At 52.5% G+C, this 18,691-nt stretch carries 16 protein-coding genes; 2 read left to right on the forward strand and 14 right to left on the reverse strand.

What is annotated here, in order from left to right:
- Positions 1-13: 13 nt before the first annotated feature.
- The 12 genes from NYE48_RS15265 to NYE48_RS15320 form a co-directional block, all read right to left on the reverse strand.
- The gene (locus NYE48_RS15265) at positions 14-349 is read right to left on the reverse strand and encodes an ArsR/SmtB family transcription factor (protein WP_339324586.1); all 336 of its coding nucleotides are present in this window, start codon (positions 347-349) and stop codon (positions 14-16) included.
- A gap of 204 nt (positions 350-553) precedes the next feature.
- Positions 554-1,849 (reverse strand): arsenic transporter, encoded by a 1,296-nt coding sequence (locus NYE48_RS15270; protein WP_036713991.1) that lies wholly within the window; start codon positions 1,847-1,849, stop codon positions 554-556.
- Between the two features lie 15 nt (positions 1,850-1,864).
- On the reverse strand, positions 1,865-2,212 hold the full coding sequence (locus tag NYE48_RS15275) for an ArsR/SmtB family transcription factor (protein WP_340999270.1): 348 nt from the start codon (positions 2,210-2,212) through the stop codon (positions 1,865-1,867).
- A 161-nt stretch (positions 2,213-2,373) separates the two neighbouring features.
- Complete coding sequence (locus tag NYE48_RS15280; RefSeq protein WP_340999271.1) at positions 2,374-3,612, reverse strand: MFS transporter; 1,239 nt, start codon at positions 3,610-3,612, stop codon at positions 2,374-2,376.
- A gap of 198 nt (positions 3,613-3,810) precedes the next feature.
- Positions 3,811-4,761, reverse strand: a complete 951-nt coding sequence (locus tag NYE48_RS15285; RefSeq protein WP_340999272.1) for a discoidin domain-containing protein — start codon at positions 4,759-4,761, stop codon at positions 3,811-3,813.
- 85 nt (positions 4,762-4,846) lie between these two features.
- Positions 4,847-5,671: an N-acetyltransferase gene (locus NYE48_RS15290; protein WP_340999273.1), complete on the reverse strand. Its 825-nt coding sequence runs from the start codon at positions 5,669-5,671 to the stop codon at positions 4,847-4,849.
- 268 nt (positions 5,672-5,939) lie between these two features.
- Complete coding sequence (locus NYE48_RS15295; RefSeq protein ID WP_340999274.1) at positions 5,940-6,875, reverse strand: cation diffusion facilitator family transporter; 936 nt, start codon at positions 6,873-6,875, stop codon at positions 5,940-5,942.
- A gap of 206 nt (positions 6,876-7,081) precedes the next feature.
- Positions 7,082-7,333, reverse strand: a complete 252-nt coding sequence (locus NYE48_RS15300) for a DUF1450 domain-containing protein (RefSeq protein WP_340999275.1) — start codon at positions 7,331-7,333, stop codon at positions 7,082-7,084.
- 38 nt (positions 7,334-7,371) lie between these two features.
- Positions 7,372-8,319 carry a bifunctional riboflavin kinase/FAD synthetase gene (locus tag NYE48_RS15305; RefSeq protein WP_036715118.1) on the reverse strand — a complete coding sequence of 316 codons (948 nt, stop codon included), beginning with the start codon at positions 8,317-8,319 and terminating at the stop codon, positions 7,372-7,374.
- 333 nt (positions 8,320-8,652) lie between these two features.
- Positions 8,653-10,941 carry a 5-methyltetrahydropteroyltriglutamate--homocysteine S-methyltransferase gene (gene metE, locus NYE48_RS15310; protein WP_340999276.1) on the reverse strand — a complete coding sequence of 763 codons (2,289 nt, stop codon included), beginning with the start codon at positions 10,939-10,941 and terminating at the stop codon, positions 8,653-8,655.
- Positions 10,942-11,089: 148 nt separating this feature from the next.
- A complete protein-coding gene (locus NYE48_RS15315) occupies positions 11,090-12,892 on the reverse strand; it encodes a glycoside hydrolase family 30 protein (RefSeq protein ID WP_052147402.1) in 1,803 nt (600 codons plus the stop codon).
- A 521-nt stretch (positions 12,893-13,413) separates the two neighbouring features.
- Positions 13,414-14,607: a transposase gene (locus tag NYE48_RS15320; protein WP_340997203.1), complete on the reverse strand. Its 1,194-nt coding sequence runs from the start codon at positions 14,605-14,607 to the stop codon at positions 13,414-13,416.
- A 163-nt stretch (positions 14,608-14,770) separates the two neighbouring features.
- Between NYE48_RS15320 and NYE48_RS15325 the strand changes: the two genes are divergently transcribed.
- The gene (locus NYE48_RS15325; RefSeq protein WP_036715116.1) at positions 14,771-15,310 is read left to right on the forward strand and encodes an NADPH-dependent FMN reductase; all 540 of its coding nucleotides are present in this window, start codon (positions 14,771-14,773) and stop codon (positions 15,308-15,310) included.
- A gap of 156 nt (positions 15,311-15,466) precedes the next feature.
- Here the strand turns inward: NYE48_RS15325 and NYE48_RS15330 are convergent, their stop codons facing one another.
- Entirely contained in the window at positions 15,467-17,020 is a 1,554-nt protein-coding gene (locus tag NYE48_RS15330; protein ID WP_340999277.1) for a carbohydrate-binding protein, read from the reverse strand.
- A 331-nt stretch (positions 17,021-17,351) separates the two neighbouring features.
- Entirely contained in the window at positions 17,352-17,864 is a 513-nt protein-coding gene (locus NYE48_RS15335; protein WP_156124737.1) for a hypothetical protein, read from the reverse strand.
- 211 nt (positions 17,865-18,075) lie between these two features.
- Between NYE48_RS15335 and NYE48_RS15340 the strand changes: the two genes are divergently transcribed.
- Complete coding sequence (locus NYE48_RS15340; protein WP_340999278.1) at positions 18,076-18,651, forward strand: nucleotidyltransferase family protein; 576 nt, start codon at positions 18,076-18,078, stop codon at positions 18,649-18,651.
- Positions 18,652-18,691: the final 40 nt, after the last annotated feature.

Below are 18,691 nucleotides of genomic sequence, written 5' to 3' on the forward strand. Positions count from 1 at the left end.
CCCCAGGTTTTCCCTATTCGGGACGTTGTTTCTGATTCTCTTTCATAACCTGCAAATATTGCTCCAGCCGATCCAACCGTTCCTCCCAAACCTCGGTGATCGATTTCAGCCAATCCTCCATCTCTTGAAAGGGCTCCCGGCGCAAACCGTAAAACCGGCGGTTCGCTTCCGCATGGACTTCGACGACCCCCGCTTCAAGAAGTACGCGGAGATGCTTCGAGGCTTGCGGCTGCCGAATGGCAAGACGTTCGCTGATCTCCCCGACGGTTAAGGGGCCGCGCCGGAGCAGTTCCACGATTTGAAACCGGTTGGGTTCGGCCAGTGCGCTGAATACATTCGTGTTGTTCACTGAACCCGCTTCCTTTCTTTGCTACATTCTCTGAATTTAATGTATCATAACGGGAATATTCCTTCAAGGGAATATTAAATTCCAAATGTCTTTCTGCCTTTTTTTCGTCCGCGGGAATGTTTCCAGCGTTCAGACGTACGGGATCGATAACATTCGAGGTTTGACCCGAGATACCGATGCCCGCTTCCGTCATGGTTTGGACCGCTAAACCGCCATCAACCACAAATAAAGCCCGACAAGCGTGATGAATAACGTCGGGATGGTCAGTATAATCCCCGTTTTGAAGTAGGTCCCCCAAGAGATTTTAACGCCTTTGGCGCCGAGCACGTGCAGCCATAGCAGCGTAGCCAGCGAGCCGATCGGCGTGATTTTCGGTCCGAGATCCGAACCGATGACGTTTGCGTATACCAACGCTTCTTTGACCGCGTCCGTGGCATGAACCGCATGGATGGCCAACGCGTCGATCATGACCGTCGGCAAATTGTTCATCACCGAGGACAGGAATGCCGATAAGAATCCCATCGAGATCGTCGAGACAAACATGCCTTGGTTGGCCGCCGCCCGGATCAATTCGGCAAGCCAATCGGTCAACCCGGCGTTTCTTAGCCCGTAAACGACGACGTACATCCCGATCGAAAAAAACACGATGGCCCACGGCGCCCCTTTGATGACGTCCTTTACGGGAACCATCGGGCTTTTCCGCGCCATCAGCAAAAAGAATACCGCAATGATTCCCGCAATGATGCATACCGGCATGTCCAAAAATTCGCTGACAAAATAACCGACGAGCAGCACGCCGAGCACGATCCACGACCATCGGAACATCACCGGATCCTTGATCGCGTCGGAAGGCGTTTTTACGTAAGCCAAATCATACTTCTTGGGGATGCTTCTCCGGAAAAACAAATACAGCACCAGCATGCTGGCGCCCAGCGCAAACAGGTCCGGTACGATCATGCGGCCGGCATATTCCATAAACGTGATTCCGAAAAAATCCGCCGACACGATATTGACCAGATTGCTGACGACAAGCGGCAACGAGGTCGTATCCGCAATGAAGCCGCAGGCGATGATAAACGGAAACACTTTTTTTTCGTCGAAACGAAGCGCCCGGACCATCGCAAGCACGATCGGCGTAAGGATCAGGGCCGCTCCGTCGTTGGCGAAAAATGCCGATACGACGGCTCCGAGAACGGTCACGTATACGAACATCCGAATGCCGTTGCCGCGGGCGGCCCGCGCCATATGCAGCGCAGCCCATTCGAAAAAGCCGATGCTGTCCAGAACCAGCGAAATAATGATGATCGCGATAAACGTCAGCGTCGCGTTCCAGACGATCTGTGTGACGTCCCACACGTCCCCGAACGTGACTACGCCAAAAAGCAGCGCCAAAACCGCCCCGCCGCAGGCCGACCAGCCGATGGACAGATTTTTGGGCTGCCAAATGACAAACGTAAGCGTGATGAGAAAAATGATGACGGCTAGAATGACTGATAGCAAAAGTATACCCTCCAATTAACGACAATTAGGCGTGATCCCTTGATCTTCCAACGCCTTGAATTCCTGGTCTTGAGCCGGCACATGGTCCATGATGTCCGCTATAAGAGCATGATGCCTGCTTTCGGGATTCCAAGCGTAGTGGACCCACTGCCCTGCCTTTCTTTCCTTTAAAAGCCCCGCGTCCTTTAATTTCCTTAGATGCTGGCTGATCGCAGGCTGGCTCACTTCAAAAATTTCGACCAGCTCGCATACGCAGCATTCCCTGTGTTGAAGCAGTTTGATGATCGTAAGCCGGGTCGGATCACCCAGCAGCTTCAGAATTTGGGCGATCCCGCCCCCTTCGTCGGACACGTTTTTTGGCATCTCCTCACATCCTCGATTCATTGATGAACTTCATCATTATATAAGCATATGCTTATATAGACAATAGACTTGTTGCGCCTGTTAGCGGAAAGAGACGCTTGGCACTCATGAACGGGCCGGTACGAAAAAAGCCCCCGGAATCCCGGGGACAACTGCCTGCATTAAATCAGCTCGTTTCTTTTCTTTAAAGATCGATACAAAACTACGCTGCAAACGGCGCAGACGGCCGCGCACAGCCCGATAAACCCGTATCCGGCCTGCAAACCGCGCAACAATCCGGTTTCGGTTTCGCCCCCGAAGATCGCTTTGGCGCCTTCGATCACGCCTCCGATCAGGTAATTGCCGATCACGCTGCCGACGCCCATCAGCGTAACGGTAAAGGTAATTGCAGTATCGCTGCCTCCCGGAAACCTCTTGGCGATAAAAGCCATCACCGTTGGATAAATCATCGCCACCCCAATGCCCGCCGCGGCGAACAAAAACGCAAAAGACTCCCCGCCCGCGATCGCCGCAAACGTGCAAACGGCCGAAAACGCCGGAAAAATAACCAGAGATAAGGTGAAGCCGATTTTATCGGTAACCGGTCCCAAAAGCAGCCTGGCCAGCGTAAAACACAAAAAGAATCCGGACAGCATGCCCGAGGCTTTGACCGGCTCCCAGCCGTATGCCTTCTCAAGAAAATTGACCAGCCAGCCGCCGACCGCCAGCTCCGAGACGACGCCAAACGAAAGGATGAGCACCGTGAACCATAACACCCGGTCCCGCAGCAGCGTTTTTAACGGAACCCGCTCCTCGTGGGACAGCTGATCGCCGGGGAACGTCCCGCACAAAGCGAATATCATCGGCAAAACGGAAAGCGACAGCATCAAGAGATACATGCCGCGCCAATCAAGGGAATGGCCGAAAAGGCTCGCCGACATGAAACCGGTTGCGATCATGGGCGCCACGGTCGAGCTAAGCCCATAAAACCCGTGAGCCAAATTCATCATCGTTCCCGTGTTTTTCACGAAAATTCTCGCCCCCAGAATGGCTAGCGCAATCTCAAGCATGCCGTTGCCGATATACATGAAGAAATACGAAGCCGAAAAGGCCGGGTAACTGCGGGACAAATAAATGAATACGCCTGAAAGAATCATCGCGCCAAAGGAAAGGCTGCTGACGATTTTAATCCCCCACCACCGCGTCCACGCATTGGTAAACGAACAGGCGATCAAATATCCAAGCGCGTTCAGCGACAACAAAGTGCCGATCTGGGATTCGTCCAGCATAAAGTCGATCTGAATCCGGGGAATGGCCGGCCCTTTGATGTTTTCCGAAAATCCAAAGATAATGAAACCTAAAAAAATGGTCGCCAATTGAATGACATACCTGCTATTCGTTTTTTTCAAACGTTTCTCCACTCCGCTTAACCTCCAAGCCGATTGCGCGAGCGGCCGCACTCTGACAACGGGAACGGCACACATGCAATAATGGAACTAATGATAAAAGAAAAGCGGCCATATGTAAATATAAGATATAACAAATATATCGAACTACGTTCGAGCATCAATAAAAAATCCGGCGGGCTGCCGCAGCAGTCACGCCGGAGTATGCGCATTTTAAGGATACAAACCGATTTCCGCGATTTGAAGCTCCGCCCCGCCGTTGTTCGCCGTAACGTGGAGCCGGTAATATTTGAAGGCGGACGGCTGGTTAATGGCATAGGTTTTGGTCAAAAACCGGCTGGCGAAAGCTTCGTTCGAACGGGTATCGAGCGTCGTCCAATTCGTCCCGTCGTTGGAACCGAGAAGCGTCCAATTTTTCGGGTCTCTTGACGGAAAGTCGTTGGCGGACGTGATCGAATACGTTGCGGCTGCATGGGAAGCGTTGTTTCCGAACTGATACTGAATCCATCCGGAGTTCGCGAAAATCAGCCATTTCGTTGCGCTGCTGCCGTCAAACGCCTTTTCCTTCCCTTCCCCGGACGGGCTGTTGGAAGAACTCGCCGCAACCGTTCCGCCGGTCGTCAACGACCCGGCATTAGGCGAAGACAGCGCATTGTTGATGGCAGCGGCATAATCGGCCGCCGACCCGGCGCTTGGGTTGTTCAAAATCGCGTCATAATACCAGATGAATCCGCCGTGAATGCCCGCTTGCGCCTTCCATTCGGCCATGCGGGAGGCGACTTGGCCCGGGGTATGGCCGCCGCCGGACGTTTTGCTGTCGAGTCCCGGCATGACGGTCATGCCCATTTGGCTGTTCCAGTAAGCCGGATCATTCCCCGCTCCGCCGTCATACACCTGCAAATAAATGCGGTCCACGCTGGCCCCGAGCTGGGATTTGACGCTTTTCCAGTAGCTGACGTTGGTATAAGGACATAAGGTGATTTTGTAGCCGAGGCCGGCCAGCATGCTGCCAAACGATACCGATGAATTAACGTCGTACAAATCCTCGTTGTCGAAGCTGACGGCATCCGCCATGGTTGCGGTTTTCAGTGCCGCAAAGTTTTTGTACAAAATGCTGTTCGTACCGGTGCCTTGGGCGGCAATCAGGTACAAATCGGCAGCCAAACGCAAGATGCCTAGACCAAAGCGATTCGCTTTCCCTTTGAAAACATGATTATCCGCCCGGACCGGCTGATCGCTAAGCTGGAACTCAACGTTCCGCGATCGGCGCCCAAACGGCCCGCGTCCATGCCATCCGCAGCCCTGCCCGCTCCATGTTGTTTTGGCTAGTGCTACCGAAAGCGGCTTGGGCGGCGACCAGCTCGCATTCGGCCTTATAGGCCTCATGCAAACGCCACTTCAACAGCGACGTCTGGAGTCCTTTGTTCCTGAACTCGGGATGCGTTGCCGCCAAGGTCAGCGAGGCCGTCCGGCCGCTGATATGCATGACGCCGACGGCCGCGGGCCGGCCGTGCCATGATGCCATGAACAAATTCCAGCCGGGGCGGTTCAGCAAACCGATGTTGTTTTGGATGAAATGATGTTTATGCCGGATATCCATGCCGGAGCCGATGCAATGAATGCCTGCGTAGACGTCAAAATCCGCTTCGTTTTCGACCGGACGGATCGAAATGCCTGAAGGCAGACCAGGCGCTTCCGGGGCCGGCAGCCCGTACAAAACGGAATGGAAACGCCGATGGGCAAGCCCGTTTTCGGTTAAATGGCGGAGCAGCTCCGGGCTTGTTCCTACCGGATCGATATCCAATTCGAATGCACGATCCCGTTCGCGGTAAAATTGAATGATTTCTGCCACGCGGTCCATGTCCTCATCGGACAAACCTTTGACGGAATTAAATACGCCCCATGGCATCGTCCGGATATAATAGGACACCGCATTTCCGAAGGTTTGGATTTCGACCCCTTGCGGGTTGCCTTCTTGCTCGCCAATCGAGCGGATCCGCGAAGTCGTGAAGTCGATTTCCGACTGCCGGATTTGCCTGGCCAATGCTTCACGGATTACCGGTAATGCCTCCATGCGATCCCTCCCGCTTTTTTTATGTCATCCATTTTGCAGACATCCCAACCCAAAGGGGTGCTTCAATCATCGCTTGTCCCGCGCCATGAAAAATCATCGAACGGCCGGGAACCAAAAAGCCTCAGATGAACAACGGCCCATCTACGGCTTTAGACATCGGTCAAACACCCGGGATAAATACAACGCACTACAATTTCACATATTTTCCTATATTCTATTTCGTTGCATTTTTAACGTCAATCTATTTTTTAGGCTTTATTCGTTTCCCTTACGCGTGCTTCAACAAAAACTGCTTTCCGTATTCCCCGTGGTCATGGATCGACGGATGTTCGATTTGAATGGTCGAATGCGCGATGCCGTATTTATCTTGGAGGAGTTGGTTGATCGCCGAAATCACCTGAAACGCCTGCATGTCTTTCCGGATGAACACATGTGCCGTAAGCGAATAATGATCGGTGGATACGGCCCATAAATGAAGCTCGTGCACGTCATTGATGCCTTCCAGGGCGCGGATATCGCTGCGAATGGCGTCCAAATCGAATTGGTCGGGCACGGATTCCATCAGCACCAGGTAAGACTCGCGGATAATTTTGGCCCCGCCGGTGAAAATGATTCCCCCGATGACCATGCTGATGAGCGGATCCAAAAAGTGATAACCGGTAAAATAAATCAGCACGGCCGACACGATAATCCCGACGGAGCTTAACAGGTCCCCGATAAAATGCCAAAGCGCGCTTTTGACGTTAAGGTTCTCTTCTTCCTTCATGCTGCGGCTCAGAACGACCGTAAGGACGATGTTGACAATGAGACCGATAACCGCGATCGTCAGCATCGTAGGCAGCTTCACTTCCACCGGATGGATCATGCGCTGAATGCCTTCCACAAAAATGCCCAATGCAATGACGGCCAATGCCAGGCCGTTCAGAAACGACGCGATGATCTCGAAACGGAGAAAACCAAACGTATATTTCCGGTTCGGTTTGCGCGTGGCCATGTAAATGGCCGCCATGCTTAACCCCAAAGCCAAAACGTCGGAGATCATATGCGCCGAATCGGATAACAAGGCCAAGGAATGGGAGATCAAACCTCCGGCGACTTCGACGATGGTAAAAAACAACGTCAGCAGCAGGGTGATCCAAAGCGTTTTTTTCGAGGTCTGCTGTTCTTTCACATGGTCCAGGTGGTGATAGTCGTAATTTTTCATGTCTGCGTCCTCCTGTATCTTAATTAGAATTATTCTAATCTGATAATTTATATAAATAATATACCCGTTTTTGTGTCTCCCGTCAATTGAACTTTTAATGGATACCGCGGATGATGTTCATGGCCGCAAAACGCAAAAAAAGCTGCCGAGATTTTGTCTCGCACAGCTTTGCTTCAGGATCTTCGAAAAACTTTAATTTGTTATGGCTAAATGGATGCGTAGACGGCTAATTCCAGGTCGATACGCTGCCTGATGAGATCTAGGCATTCGGCGGCCGTTTCGGCAAAGATCCGCTTGCCGTTGACGATCGCATAGGGCCTTCTCGCGCATATCCCGCAAAACGAAAGGCAGGTGCTTTCAAGCACGGCCACTTCCGGATATTCGGCCTCCAAAATCTGTTCGATCTTGATCTCTTGAATCAGGCTGCCGCCGCAAATTTCGACGATGATGATCCCCATGCCGCTTCGCCTCCCTTCAAGCAGGCCGATCCGCCGATTCAGGCGGGAGCGACGCTAAGCAACCTTCTGGCATTCACTTCATCCTGTTTCATTTGCTCGATCAGCGCATCCAGACCCGTAAATTTGATTTCGCCGCGCAGATAATGCATGAAGGTCAGCGTCACCGTCCGATCATACAAATCTCCGGAGAAATCCAGCAGGTAACCTTCGATCAAATACCCCTGACCATCGACGGTGGGCCGGTACCCTGCGCTGATCAGGACGTGATACCGGCTTTTCCCTTCCGGTTCGCCATGGATATCGGCCGTCCCCACGTAAACGCCGGGCTTCGGGAAAACATAGTCGTCCACCCCGCCCATATTAATAGTAGGAAAACCCAGCTTTCTGCCCAGCTTCTGGCCGTGTATGACGATTCCGGTAACCGAATAAGGCCGGCCTAAAAGCGAAAACGCCGTTTCCACGCGGCCTTCGGAAATGTCGGTTCGGATCTCCGAGCTGCCGATTTTTACCCCGTTATCGGTCACAAGCGGAATCACCGTTACTTCCGCGCCGATGCGGGCACATAGTTCGCCGAGTTCCTTCGTGCCTCCCCCTTGCCCGTGCCCGAAATGAAAACCTTCGCCGACCACGATGCGCTTGACGTTCAGCCTTGAAAGATGCTCCATGACGAATTCTTCCGCCGAGATTTGGGCGTATTCCTTCGAAAAACGGATCCGGTAATAACGCTCGACGCCAAATTGCCCAAGGATGCGAATTTTCTCGTCCTCAGGCGTTATTTTTCGCTTGAACGCTTCATCCTGCTTCAACACCCACAACGGATGCTCCGAAAAACTCATGACGGCGAGCGCTTCCCCTTCCCTTTTCAGTTCGTTGGCCGTTTGGAGGATCGCCTGATGTCCTTTATGGATTCCGTCGAATTTTCCGATCATCAGCACGATCGGCTTGGAATCATAAGGAGGTTGTGACGCGATGTCGATGACTTCCATGAAAAATACCCCGCTTTATCCTTTAATATGATGGATTGTTTCTAAAAAGCGAATATCGTATTCAACAAAACATACTACACTTAGTATAGTAGAATGTATATAAAGTTTGGTGATTTCATTAGAACATAATGGATGGAAAAAATCAATCGCTTATTTTCAATACGAACCGGGGCGCGTAGCGCAATTGTGATCCGCGTTGGCCCCATTAAACATACGTTTCGTTAGCTGCTTATTTAATTATACTAACAAACCGGGGAAAACTGAATACCGAACTTTTCGCACGAAAAAAAAGAAACCCGCAATCCTGCGGGTCCATGGGCGTTGCATATGAAATCAGACTTGTACGGCATATTTTTCGCGCGCGATCTTGGTCGCTTCCACCATGTTGCGCAAGGAGGCCACCGTTTCTTCCATGCCGCGGGTTTTCAGTCCGCAGTCCGGATTGATCCAGAACAGCTTCGGATCGAGGACCCGCAGCGCGCGGTCGATCATGCCTGTCATCTCCTCGACGCCGGGAACGCGCGGGCTGTGGATATCGTACACGCCAAGTCCGATGCCGAGCCCGTAAGTGTTCTCTTCAAAGCTATGGATCAGTTCGCCGTGGCTGCGGGAGGTTTCGATCGAAATGACGTCCGCGTCCATCGCCGAAATCGAATCGATCATGTCATGGAACTCGCAATAGCACATATGCGTGTGAATTTGCGTCGTATCCTGCACCGTGCAGGTGGTCAGGCGGAACGCTTTGACGGCCCATGCCAAATATTCGGCCTGGTCTTTCTCTTTCAGGGGAAGCCCTTCGCGGACGGCAGGTTCGTCCACCTGGATCATGCCGATGCCGGCCTTCTCCAATGCTTCTACTTCTTGCCTCAAGGCATAAGCCAATTGGTAAGCGATCTGCTCGCGCGAAATATCCTCGCGGACGAACGACCAGTTCATGATCGTAATCGGACCGGTAAGCATCCCTTTGACGGGCCGGCTCGTTTTCGACTGGGCATATTGCGTTTCCTCGACGGTCATCGGCTTTTCGAACGCGACGTCCCCGAAAATGATCGGCGGTTTGACGCACCGGGATCCGTACGACTGCACCCAGCCATACTGGGTAAAGGCAAACCCCGCAAGCTTCTCCCCGAAAAACTCCACCATGTCCGTCCGCTCGAATTCGCCGTGCACGAGGACGTCCAGCCCGATTTCCTCCTGCAATCCGATCCAGGTGTCGATCTGTTCCCGGATGAAGCCGGCATACTGCTCGCCGCTCCATTCCCCTTTTCTCCACAGCTGCCTTGCTTTGCGCACTTCTACGGATTGAGGGAAACTTCCGATGGTCGTCGTCGGCAGCACCGGGAGCTGCCATTTTTTCTGTTGCACGGCATGGCGCACGGCAAAAGGAAGGCTGCGTTTGGCGTCCTGCTTGCTGATGGCGGCAACGGCCTGCTGGACGTCGTTCCGGTTGCGTTCCTTGGACCGCTCCAGCGCGCGGATGGCCAGGTCGCATTCGTCCAGTTCTTTACCGATCGCGTCCGTTCCCGAAGAGACGGCCTTCGTCAAAAGAACCAGTTCGTCCAGCTTTTCGTCGGCAAAAGCAAGCGCCCCCTTTAATTCCGGCAATAATTTCGTTTCGCTGCTCACGGTCACCGGGACATGCAGCAAACTGCACGAGGACTGGACGATGATCCGGTCCGCCGGAACGAAGGATTGGAGCTTCTCCAGCAGCGCGGCCTTCTCGCGGAGCGATGCCTTCCAAATGCCGCGCCCGTCCACGACGCCCGCCCCCAACACTTTGTCTTGCGGGAATCCCGATGCCTGGATCGACCGGATATTGCCCGCATAACCATGGACAAAATCGAGGCCGATCCCTTTGACCGGAAGGGAGACGATGTCGCTGTAGCTTTCGACGGCTTCAAAATAAGTTTGCAACATGATGTTGAGGGTTGGGGCCTCTGCGGCAAACGTTCCGTAGATGCTGTGCAACCGCCGGATGTCGGCATCGCTTAGGCCGGTAACCAGAATCGGCTCGTCGATTTGCACCCACTCCGCGCCTTCAAGGGCCAGTTCCCGAAGTATGTGCGCATAAAGCGGCACAAGGCGCTCCAGCCAGGCGTCCGTTTCGGATTCGTCATAACCTTTGGACAATTTGAGGAAGGTGAGCGGCCCGAGAATAACGGGTTTTCCTTCGATGCCAAGGCGTTCCTTCGCTTCGCGGTAGGCAGCCAAAGGCTTGTTTTCCGTAACGGCCGGCTCCGCTCCGTCCAATTCAGGGACGATGTAGTGGTAATTGGTATTGAACCATTTCGTCATTTCGCTTGCCGCCGCATCCGTCGTTCCCCGCGCGATTCCGTAATAAACGGAGAGCGGCACGGGTCCGCCATCATAAGGAAACCGTTTCGGAACGATGCCGAACATCGCGGCCGTATCCAGGACGTGATCATAATAGCTGAAATCGTTCACCGGGATCAGATCGATGCCCTTTTCCTGAAGCTTGCGCAAATGGTTCAACCGAATGTCCTGCATCCGGCTCTGGAATTCGGATTCTTCGATCTTTCCCGCCCAAAACGCCTCAAGCGCTTTTTTCCATTCGCGGTTATCGCCGATGCGCGGATATCCCAAAATACTGCTTTTTGTCATCTTGTAACACTCCTAATCATGGATTTTGCGAAAATTCCAATCCAAATGGTTACAAGAAAGATATCACGGATTCAGCGATATAGTGTAACTGTATTATCCTATATCCAGTTATAGCCAAAAGCTATATTACATGGACACCGATTTTAGATTATGATAAAGAGTTGATTACCACTCGGGATACTTGCTTTTCCCAGGAGTCGCTGCCGGACAACTCGATTTTCAGGTACTGCGTTCCCGCGGGCATTTCCAGCGGCGTGTACGTTTTTTTATACCATTTGCTTCCGGTATAACTTCCCGGCGTGCTCGTATGCACGACTGGGGTCCAATGCTGATTGTCGGCCGACGCATAAAATGCGACGCCGTCCCACACGCTGAATTGATACAAGTCCGCTTTAAAATTCGTGATGTTGGGAACGTGGTAAACGAAGTTTTCGGTCGTGCCGCTGTTCCGTTTCACGCGGGACGTATCGCCGTTAAAATATCCGCTGTTGGAGGAATCCATGACCAGGCCGCTTGTATGGGAAAAGGTTTTGGACCAATCGTTCAGGTCGTCCGTCAAGGTTTGCTCCTGAAGGGACGGCGAGCCGTTTTCGCCCGTGTAGGTCACGACGCTTTTTGGAGGAAGGGAGACGTTGAATTTCCCGTTTTGCAAAGGAACGGCGGGGCCTTCCGCTAAATTGAGGTTATCGTTGGTGGTATAGGGAGTGAGCCGTCCAGCCGTGAAGCCGTTGGGCACAAAGCCAAGCTCTGCCGTGGCATCGGTGTCATTGATGGCGACGATGGCGAACTTTCCGGTTGCCGGATCTTTGTAAGCCGAGGTGTATACGCCGGACTGGGGATTGTCAGGGGCTCCGATCCGCACATAGCCGGGTTTGATGAATTTGCTGAAGTTGCCGAAGGTAAAGTAGCGTTTCGTCAGCGCGTAGGTGTTGGCGGCTTTGTCGACGTTGATCAAACCTTCGTCGTTATTGCCCGGGATCGCGCCCGTCCAATACATCCAAGCGTTGACGCCCGCCTTGGTCATGAAATTATGGGTCTGCTTCGCGAACTTGAGGCCGGAACCCATGCCCGGATCGTAGGAATCGACCTTGGACACCTCCGTCATCCATACCTTTTTCCCTTTGGATTGGGCGGTCGTAAACGGGGTTGTCGGCAACTCCGCATTGATGATCGGCACGGGGTAGTTATGTCCGGCCACGATGTCCAGCCTTTCGGCGGAAGCCGGGTCGTTCAGGGAGTCCTTGATCAGATCCTCCGACCACCAGGACGATTCGCCGGCGATGACTTTGGTCGACGCCACCCCTTCGTTGATCATCGCTTGCTTCAAATAATCCTTCAGGAACACCTGGAAGTTCGTCGAATTCCATTCGCTCGAATCCCAGGTCAGGAACGTCATGGAGTTCGGCTCGTTGGCAATGGAGACGGCGTACAGGTCAAGACCGAACTGCCGTTTGTATTCTTTGATGAATTTGGACATGAGCAGCGCGTAGTCGCCGTAATTTTCCTGCTTCAGGTACCCGCCGTGCGTCGTGGAGTTGTTCGTTTTCATCCATGCCGGCGGGCTCCACGTGCTGGCGATCAGCTTATCCACGCCTCTTGCTTTCGCCTGCTGCATCACCCATACCTGGTCCGGTCTGGCGTTGAAATCATATTGTCCCGGGGCAGGATTAAACTGCGGGAACAACGCGCCGCGGAAAATCGAAATGCCGATGCCGGTGTCCGGTTTGAACAGCAGATCCATGATCTCGCTGCGGACGGGCTCCTGCAAATCATAGATGGCGTCGGACCAGCCGGCCTGCGACACCCCGAAGCCGTCGATTTCCTGCTTAACGTCATTCCAGTTGACCGTAACGTCCGATGCTGCATGCGCGGTAAAAGGAACGGCCGCGAAAGCCGTCAGCATCACGCTCATCGTCAAGCCCATCAGTTTTTTGGCGAATGTTTTCCTCATAACAAACCACCTTTCGAATCGTTGTCATGAAATCCTAAAAAACAAAACGTATGCGGTATCATGCTCGCAAAACACGCCGCTGCTCCTTGTGCCGAGCTCGTTGTCTTATCTCCGTTCTTCCACCTCCTTCCCGCTCAAAAAAAATGTAAGCGCTTGCATCTAGATTATATCCATCCTCTTCGAAGGCCGCTACCACAATCATGACCTGTTTCTAACATTACCGTGACTTTTTCGCGCTCCCCTTTCATATATCAAAATAGGGTCCATGGAACCGAATCCAAGCCAAAAAAAATATAATAAACAAACTTTTTGTAAGTGGCCTGACAAAATATATGCGCAGAGTTTATGATACTGACAACTGATCATGCATACCTCATAAATTACGAATGAGTGTTTTGCATAATTCCGTTTCAGAGAAGAAGCGATAGCATATTCACTGTCGTTAAGGGGTAATTTTCGAAAATGGTATTATATGGATGAAGAAAAGGGCAGACTTGCAGAATTTTAGAACAGCTCGTTTTTTAAGCGGCAGCCCGTTTTGAATGATGAGAAACGGCGAGCGCAGATGCAAGCAGAACAATGGCATTCAAATACTGGTGAGTTGTGACTTTCTGAATGCCCCGGACATGTGCGGCGTCTGCCGTCAAATAGGTTTTCAATCGGGAGTTGCAGCGTTCTACGCTGGTTCGTTCATTGTAAAGTTCCTTCCAACGCTTTGTATCCCGATGAGGGATGCTGTATCGCCGGAGATCATCCTTCGCATTTACTTTGACGACCATTCCATAGTTTGAAGACGAGCAGGCAGCCATGCCAAGCGGACAGTCGACTTTACCCGTGGCATGCGGGCAGCGAAATTTATGCATATCGCCGTCAACTCCCCAGTATGTCATCGCATAACCCATGGAACAGCACGGTGTTCCGTTCGAGGTCATGCCAGCAGGCGGTTCCTTCTCCCCCCGAAGATTAAGGGGAATGATGGCTTGTGCCTTGACGTTGCGGGCGGCCTCATAAACTTTCATTTGGTCGTAGCCCGCATCGAGTATGAAAAATCGTGTGCTCGTCCTGGACGCTGTTTTCTCGATCAGGCCCGGCGCCATTTCTCCATCATTGACATGCGCCGGCGTTACTTCCAAGGCGATCGGCAATTCACTTTTCGTATCGACCGCCAGATGAATTTTGTAACCAAACCATGTGATTTTATTGCCGAAGGAATCAATTTTTGCGCCCCAGTTCGCATTACCCGTTTGCTCGCTTTTGCGTTTGGGCTGCTTTTTCTCGTAAGCGCGGAGAGCGGTGCTGTCTATGGCGACGTTACTGCCTTCTATGATACCTTCCTGCTGACAGCGTGTGACCAAATCCTCAAAAAGCCGTTTTGCCAAGTCCTTTCTCGTCAGTTCTGAGAAAACTCGGCTTAATGTGGATATGGAAGGAGCTTCTCGATCCAGCGGAAGACCACACTGATAACGAAACCGGAGATCCGTATCCAAACGCTTATGCAACCCTGAAAAGGTACTTATTCCTTCAAGCGGCGCAGCCAAGAGTGCTCGTAGAATACCTTGTCTGCAGTATCCCTCAGCGCCTCGGGGTGAACGGCTTCTCAGTTCCTTGGCATACGGTCTCAGATCGAGAGAGCTGAAGAAGATCGGCAATCTCTCCTTGGGTTGAATTTTTAAAAGTTCTTCGAAGGAAAACAGACATTCTTGGAGAATATACAAAGTGACTTCCTCCATCCTTGAGGTTTTTGGGTTTGGTCACTTGAAAACTTCTCCAAGTTGGGGTGAAGTCCCTTTTTTATGTCCGAAAATCCTTACGGCTCAAGGCCTCAGATTACTGCAAAACGCTCACGAATAAAAACGAACGATAAGGAGAGAAAACAATATGTCAAAATTGAACATCGGCATTATTTTGGGAAGCACCCGCGAAGGACGTTTGAGCCCGCAGGTTGGGGAATGGGTCAAAAAAATCGCGGATGAGCGCGGCGACGCAAACTACGAAATCGTGGACATCGCGGACTACAAACTGCCACTTTTGGGTGAAGCAGACGCTGCCGAGCAAGCCGAAGCATGGAACCAAAAGCTTTTCAGCCTGGACGGCTTCGTGTTTATCGTGCAAGAGTACAACCACAGCATCTCGGCTTCCCTGAAAAACGCGCTGGATTACGCGCGCGACGCCTGGTTTAATAAAGCAGCGGGCATCGTGAGCTACGGTTCCGTGGGCGGCGCCCGTGCGGCCGAGCATCTGCGCGGCATTTTGGGCGAATTGTCCGTGGCGGACGTTCGCGTTCACCCGGCGCTTTCGCTGTTCACCGACTTCGAAAATTTCTCCACCTTCAAACCTGCCGACCTGCATCTGACGAACCTGAACGGAATGTTGGATCAAGTGCTGGCATGGAGCGGCGCTTTGAAGACGTTGCGATAAACAATGCGGAAACCGTCCTGATCGGCCATCGAAAGATGCCGAAAGGGGCGGTTTTTATATGCCTTTTGCCGACGCCAAACTCGGTGTCATCATCAAAAAAAAGCGGCGCCGCCGGGCTTCGTTTTCCCGTGCAGGCATGCCGCTTAAGGGTGTCGTTTATTTCATCTGCCAAAGGGCCGGTACGTTCGGCGGCTCCCACCCCGTCAACGAGGTATGGGGCTGGCGGCAGACATAGGTTTTCCCTCCGTAAGTAACTTCGTCGCCGGATGTATAGCCGACATTCGGGGCCCAAGCTTGAGCGCCGCCCTGTGCATCCGTCGTGACGGCAATCACGGTGCCTGGCGACAGGTTACCTGCCGCATCCCTTGCGGTCACCGTAAACATGTAGCTTGTATTTGGCGTCAAACCGCCGATGACGGCGCTGGTCCCGCTTACGGTAACGCTCCCCGTTCCATAGGATACGGTATAACCGGCAACGCTGACGTTATCCGTCGAAGCGGTCCAGCTCAACGATACGCTGGTTGCCGTTTGGGACGTGACGATGACGTTCGAAGGAGCCGTAGGCGGCACGGAATCCGGCACCGGCGGACTTAACCCGTCCAGATAGGCGCGGTGGCTGTTCGAAAATTCGAACTGGTTGAAGCGGTCCCAGTTGATGGACCATGTCATCAGCCCCCGGAAATCCGGATATCCTCCGGCATTCCCCCGCATCGTATAACCGGGCAGCTGAACCCCTTTGATCAAGGCATCGAGCGCTTTATGGACTTCGCTGACGGATGTGAATCCCCCTCCCGCATTCGCGTTCGCCGGCAGCCCCAACACGACCTGATCCGGACGCAGCCCCGGAAAGAAGCGGTTCGGATTTTTCGCAACCGGAAAACCGGTCAGCACCATGTCCGCCATCGCGACATGAAAATCCGCCGTCCCCATATTGTGAAACTGATCATCCAGCCCCGTGATCGGCCCCGAATTATAGTTCTGCACTTGGAGCCAGTCGAGTATATCCCGCGTCGCGTCAATGACCGGCAAATAAGCACCCGCACGGTTGTCGCAGCTGATGCAGCTCCCCCCGTAAAACGAATACCCCAGCTGCACGAAAAAAGTCTCGGGCGCCATCGTCAAATAAAACGACTCCGTCCCGAAATGGTCGTTGATCGCGCGCAGCGCCGAGATCAGGTTGACGACGACCGGCGTTGTCGGATGCTTAAAATCGGTGTCCCCTGCATTCAAATAAAGCGAATGGCCTTCAAAATCGACGTCCAGTCCGTCAAAGCCGTATTTTTCGATGATCGCCGTGACGGAAGCCACGAAATTATCGCGGGCTTGCGCGCTTGCAAGCTGCACCTGCCCGTTCGCGCCTCCGATGGAAATGAGGACCTTTTTTCCTTGGCTCTGCAGAAAGGCAACGTCCGCCTTAAAATCCGCTTCCGTGTAATTGTAGGGCGTAAAACCGATCGTCCCGTTGGTCGCCCCGGCGGCTGGTTCCGCAAAAGCGACGTTGACGACGTCAAACTTGGGCGAAACGTCGCGGAGCCTGATAAAACCGGAGCCGTTGTCGAAGTTGTGCCAATACCCTACCATCGTTTTGCTCCCTACGGCCGCATGGGCTTTGGGTACGGCTGCCCCGAATCCCTGGATCAAAAAGCAAAACATCAATGCAATCAAGACCATGCTCCACGTTTTCCGGAACGCGATACGTTTGAGGATCATCGGGCATCTTCCTCCTTGTCATGGAATAAATGATACCGCTTCCAAAGGATGGTTTTCGGCTTGAACCGCCTGCCTGCCCCTCCCTTCTCCCGAGGCGTTTGCCGGCCATCTCTTTTGGGCGATTGCTTACCTCTCCATTATCAGGAAAAGGGATGCCGAGCAGAAGGGATAATATACAATACAAAGGGATAAATTCCCGTTTTATGTATGTTTAAAAGAGTAATCCGCAGAAATAAGTGGTTCGGATTGGAACTTTCGCCTTTTCGGTTTTGTCGCGCAATAAACGCGAAAAACGGCAAACCGGAATCGGTTTGCCGTTTTTCGATGACGATTAATAAGCCAATACGCTGGATGTATATTCAATGCTTTGTTCGAAAACACCGTTTTTATTGATCGAATGAATGCAAGCAACGCGGTAATAAAAACCTTTCACTCCGGTAAAGACCGCATCTCCAACGACGAAATCGGACGAATTTTTGGAGAACAGGGTGGAATTGACGTTCACCCAACCGGTTCCCGTAAACCGCTGCAGGGTTACGTCGGCTTTAATGACATCAACCACCGTGGTAGCGGTCGTATCGGCGTTCACGCTTAACTTCCCGTTGCCGATGGCCGAAATGTTTGCATTACCGCCAGCCAGATACAAATAATTGCCGTTAATGCTCAAGCTATTCAATGTTTCCGGAGGTGGTGGTGTGAGAGCGCCCGGCTCGGTCACTGCAGAAGAAGTAGCGGTATTGTCGGCTGCGTACGATTCGGCTCCCGCCCCGGTCGCCAGCAGCATGCTGAGCGCAGAGACGGCAACGGTCATGGTTAATAGCTTGCGAACATTGGATTTCTTCATACTCTCACCTGTCCTTAAATGGTTAATATTGGAATACAATATGTATAACGTTTGAAACGTGGACAAGTTTCGCTGTTACGCGAATTTTTTTTGTGAAATTTTGTGAAATTTGCTTTTTTTCGATCTTACCGTCTGTTGGTGTAGTATAATAGGGTTTCGTTTCGCGTATTGGCTATTTTATGTCGGTTATTTTCGATCAAGGAGGGAAAACATGATCCGATCCGAACAAGATCTGATCCGCCTCGTGCAGCAGGATGACTGGATGATGGACGTTCTTTATGCCGCCAAAACGCTGCATCTGCCGGACTGGTGGGTTTGCGCCGGCTTTGTCCGCTCGAAAATATGGGACGTGTTGCACGGCTTTGCCGAAAGAACGCCCTTACCCGATGTCGATGTTGTCTATTTTGACCCCGGTAACCTGAATGAAGCTGCCGAAAAAGAACTGGAGCGCAAGCTATATGCCATACGTCCGAACGTTCCGTGGTCGGTCAAAAACGAAGCCAGAATGCATGTGATCAACCAAATGCCCCCTTTTATTTCGTCCACCGACGCCATTGCGAATTTTACGGAAACCGCGACGGCTCTTGGCCTGACGTTGGACGAACAGGACCGCGTCCGGCTGACGGCTCCGCACGGCATAGAGGACGCCGTCAACCTGGTCGTTCGACCGACTCCCTATTACATGCGATCTCCGGATCGGGCACGAATCTATGAGAACCGCGTCTCGAACAAACGGTGGAACGAGACCTGGCCCCGCGTCGTGATCGAGCATATTCGGATGGTTTAACGCATTCCCCCTGGATGTTTTCGCTAAAAAGGCATGGTTC

Source organism: Paenibacillus sp. FSL M7-1455 (genome assembly GCF_038004655.1).
Lineage (GTDB): Bacteria > Bacillota > Bacilli > Paenibacillales > Paenibacillaceae > Paenibacillus_AQ > Paenibacillus_AQ cookii.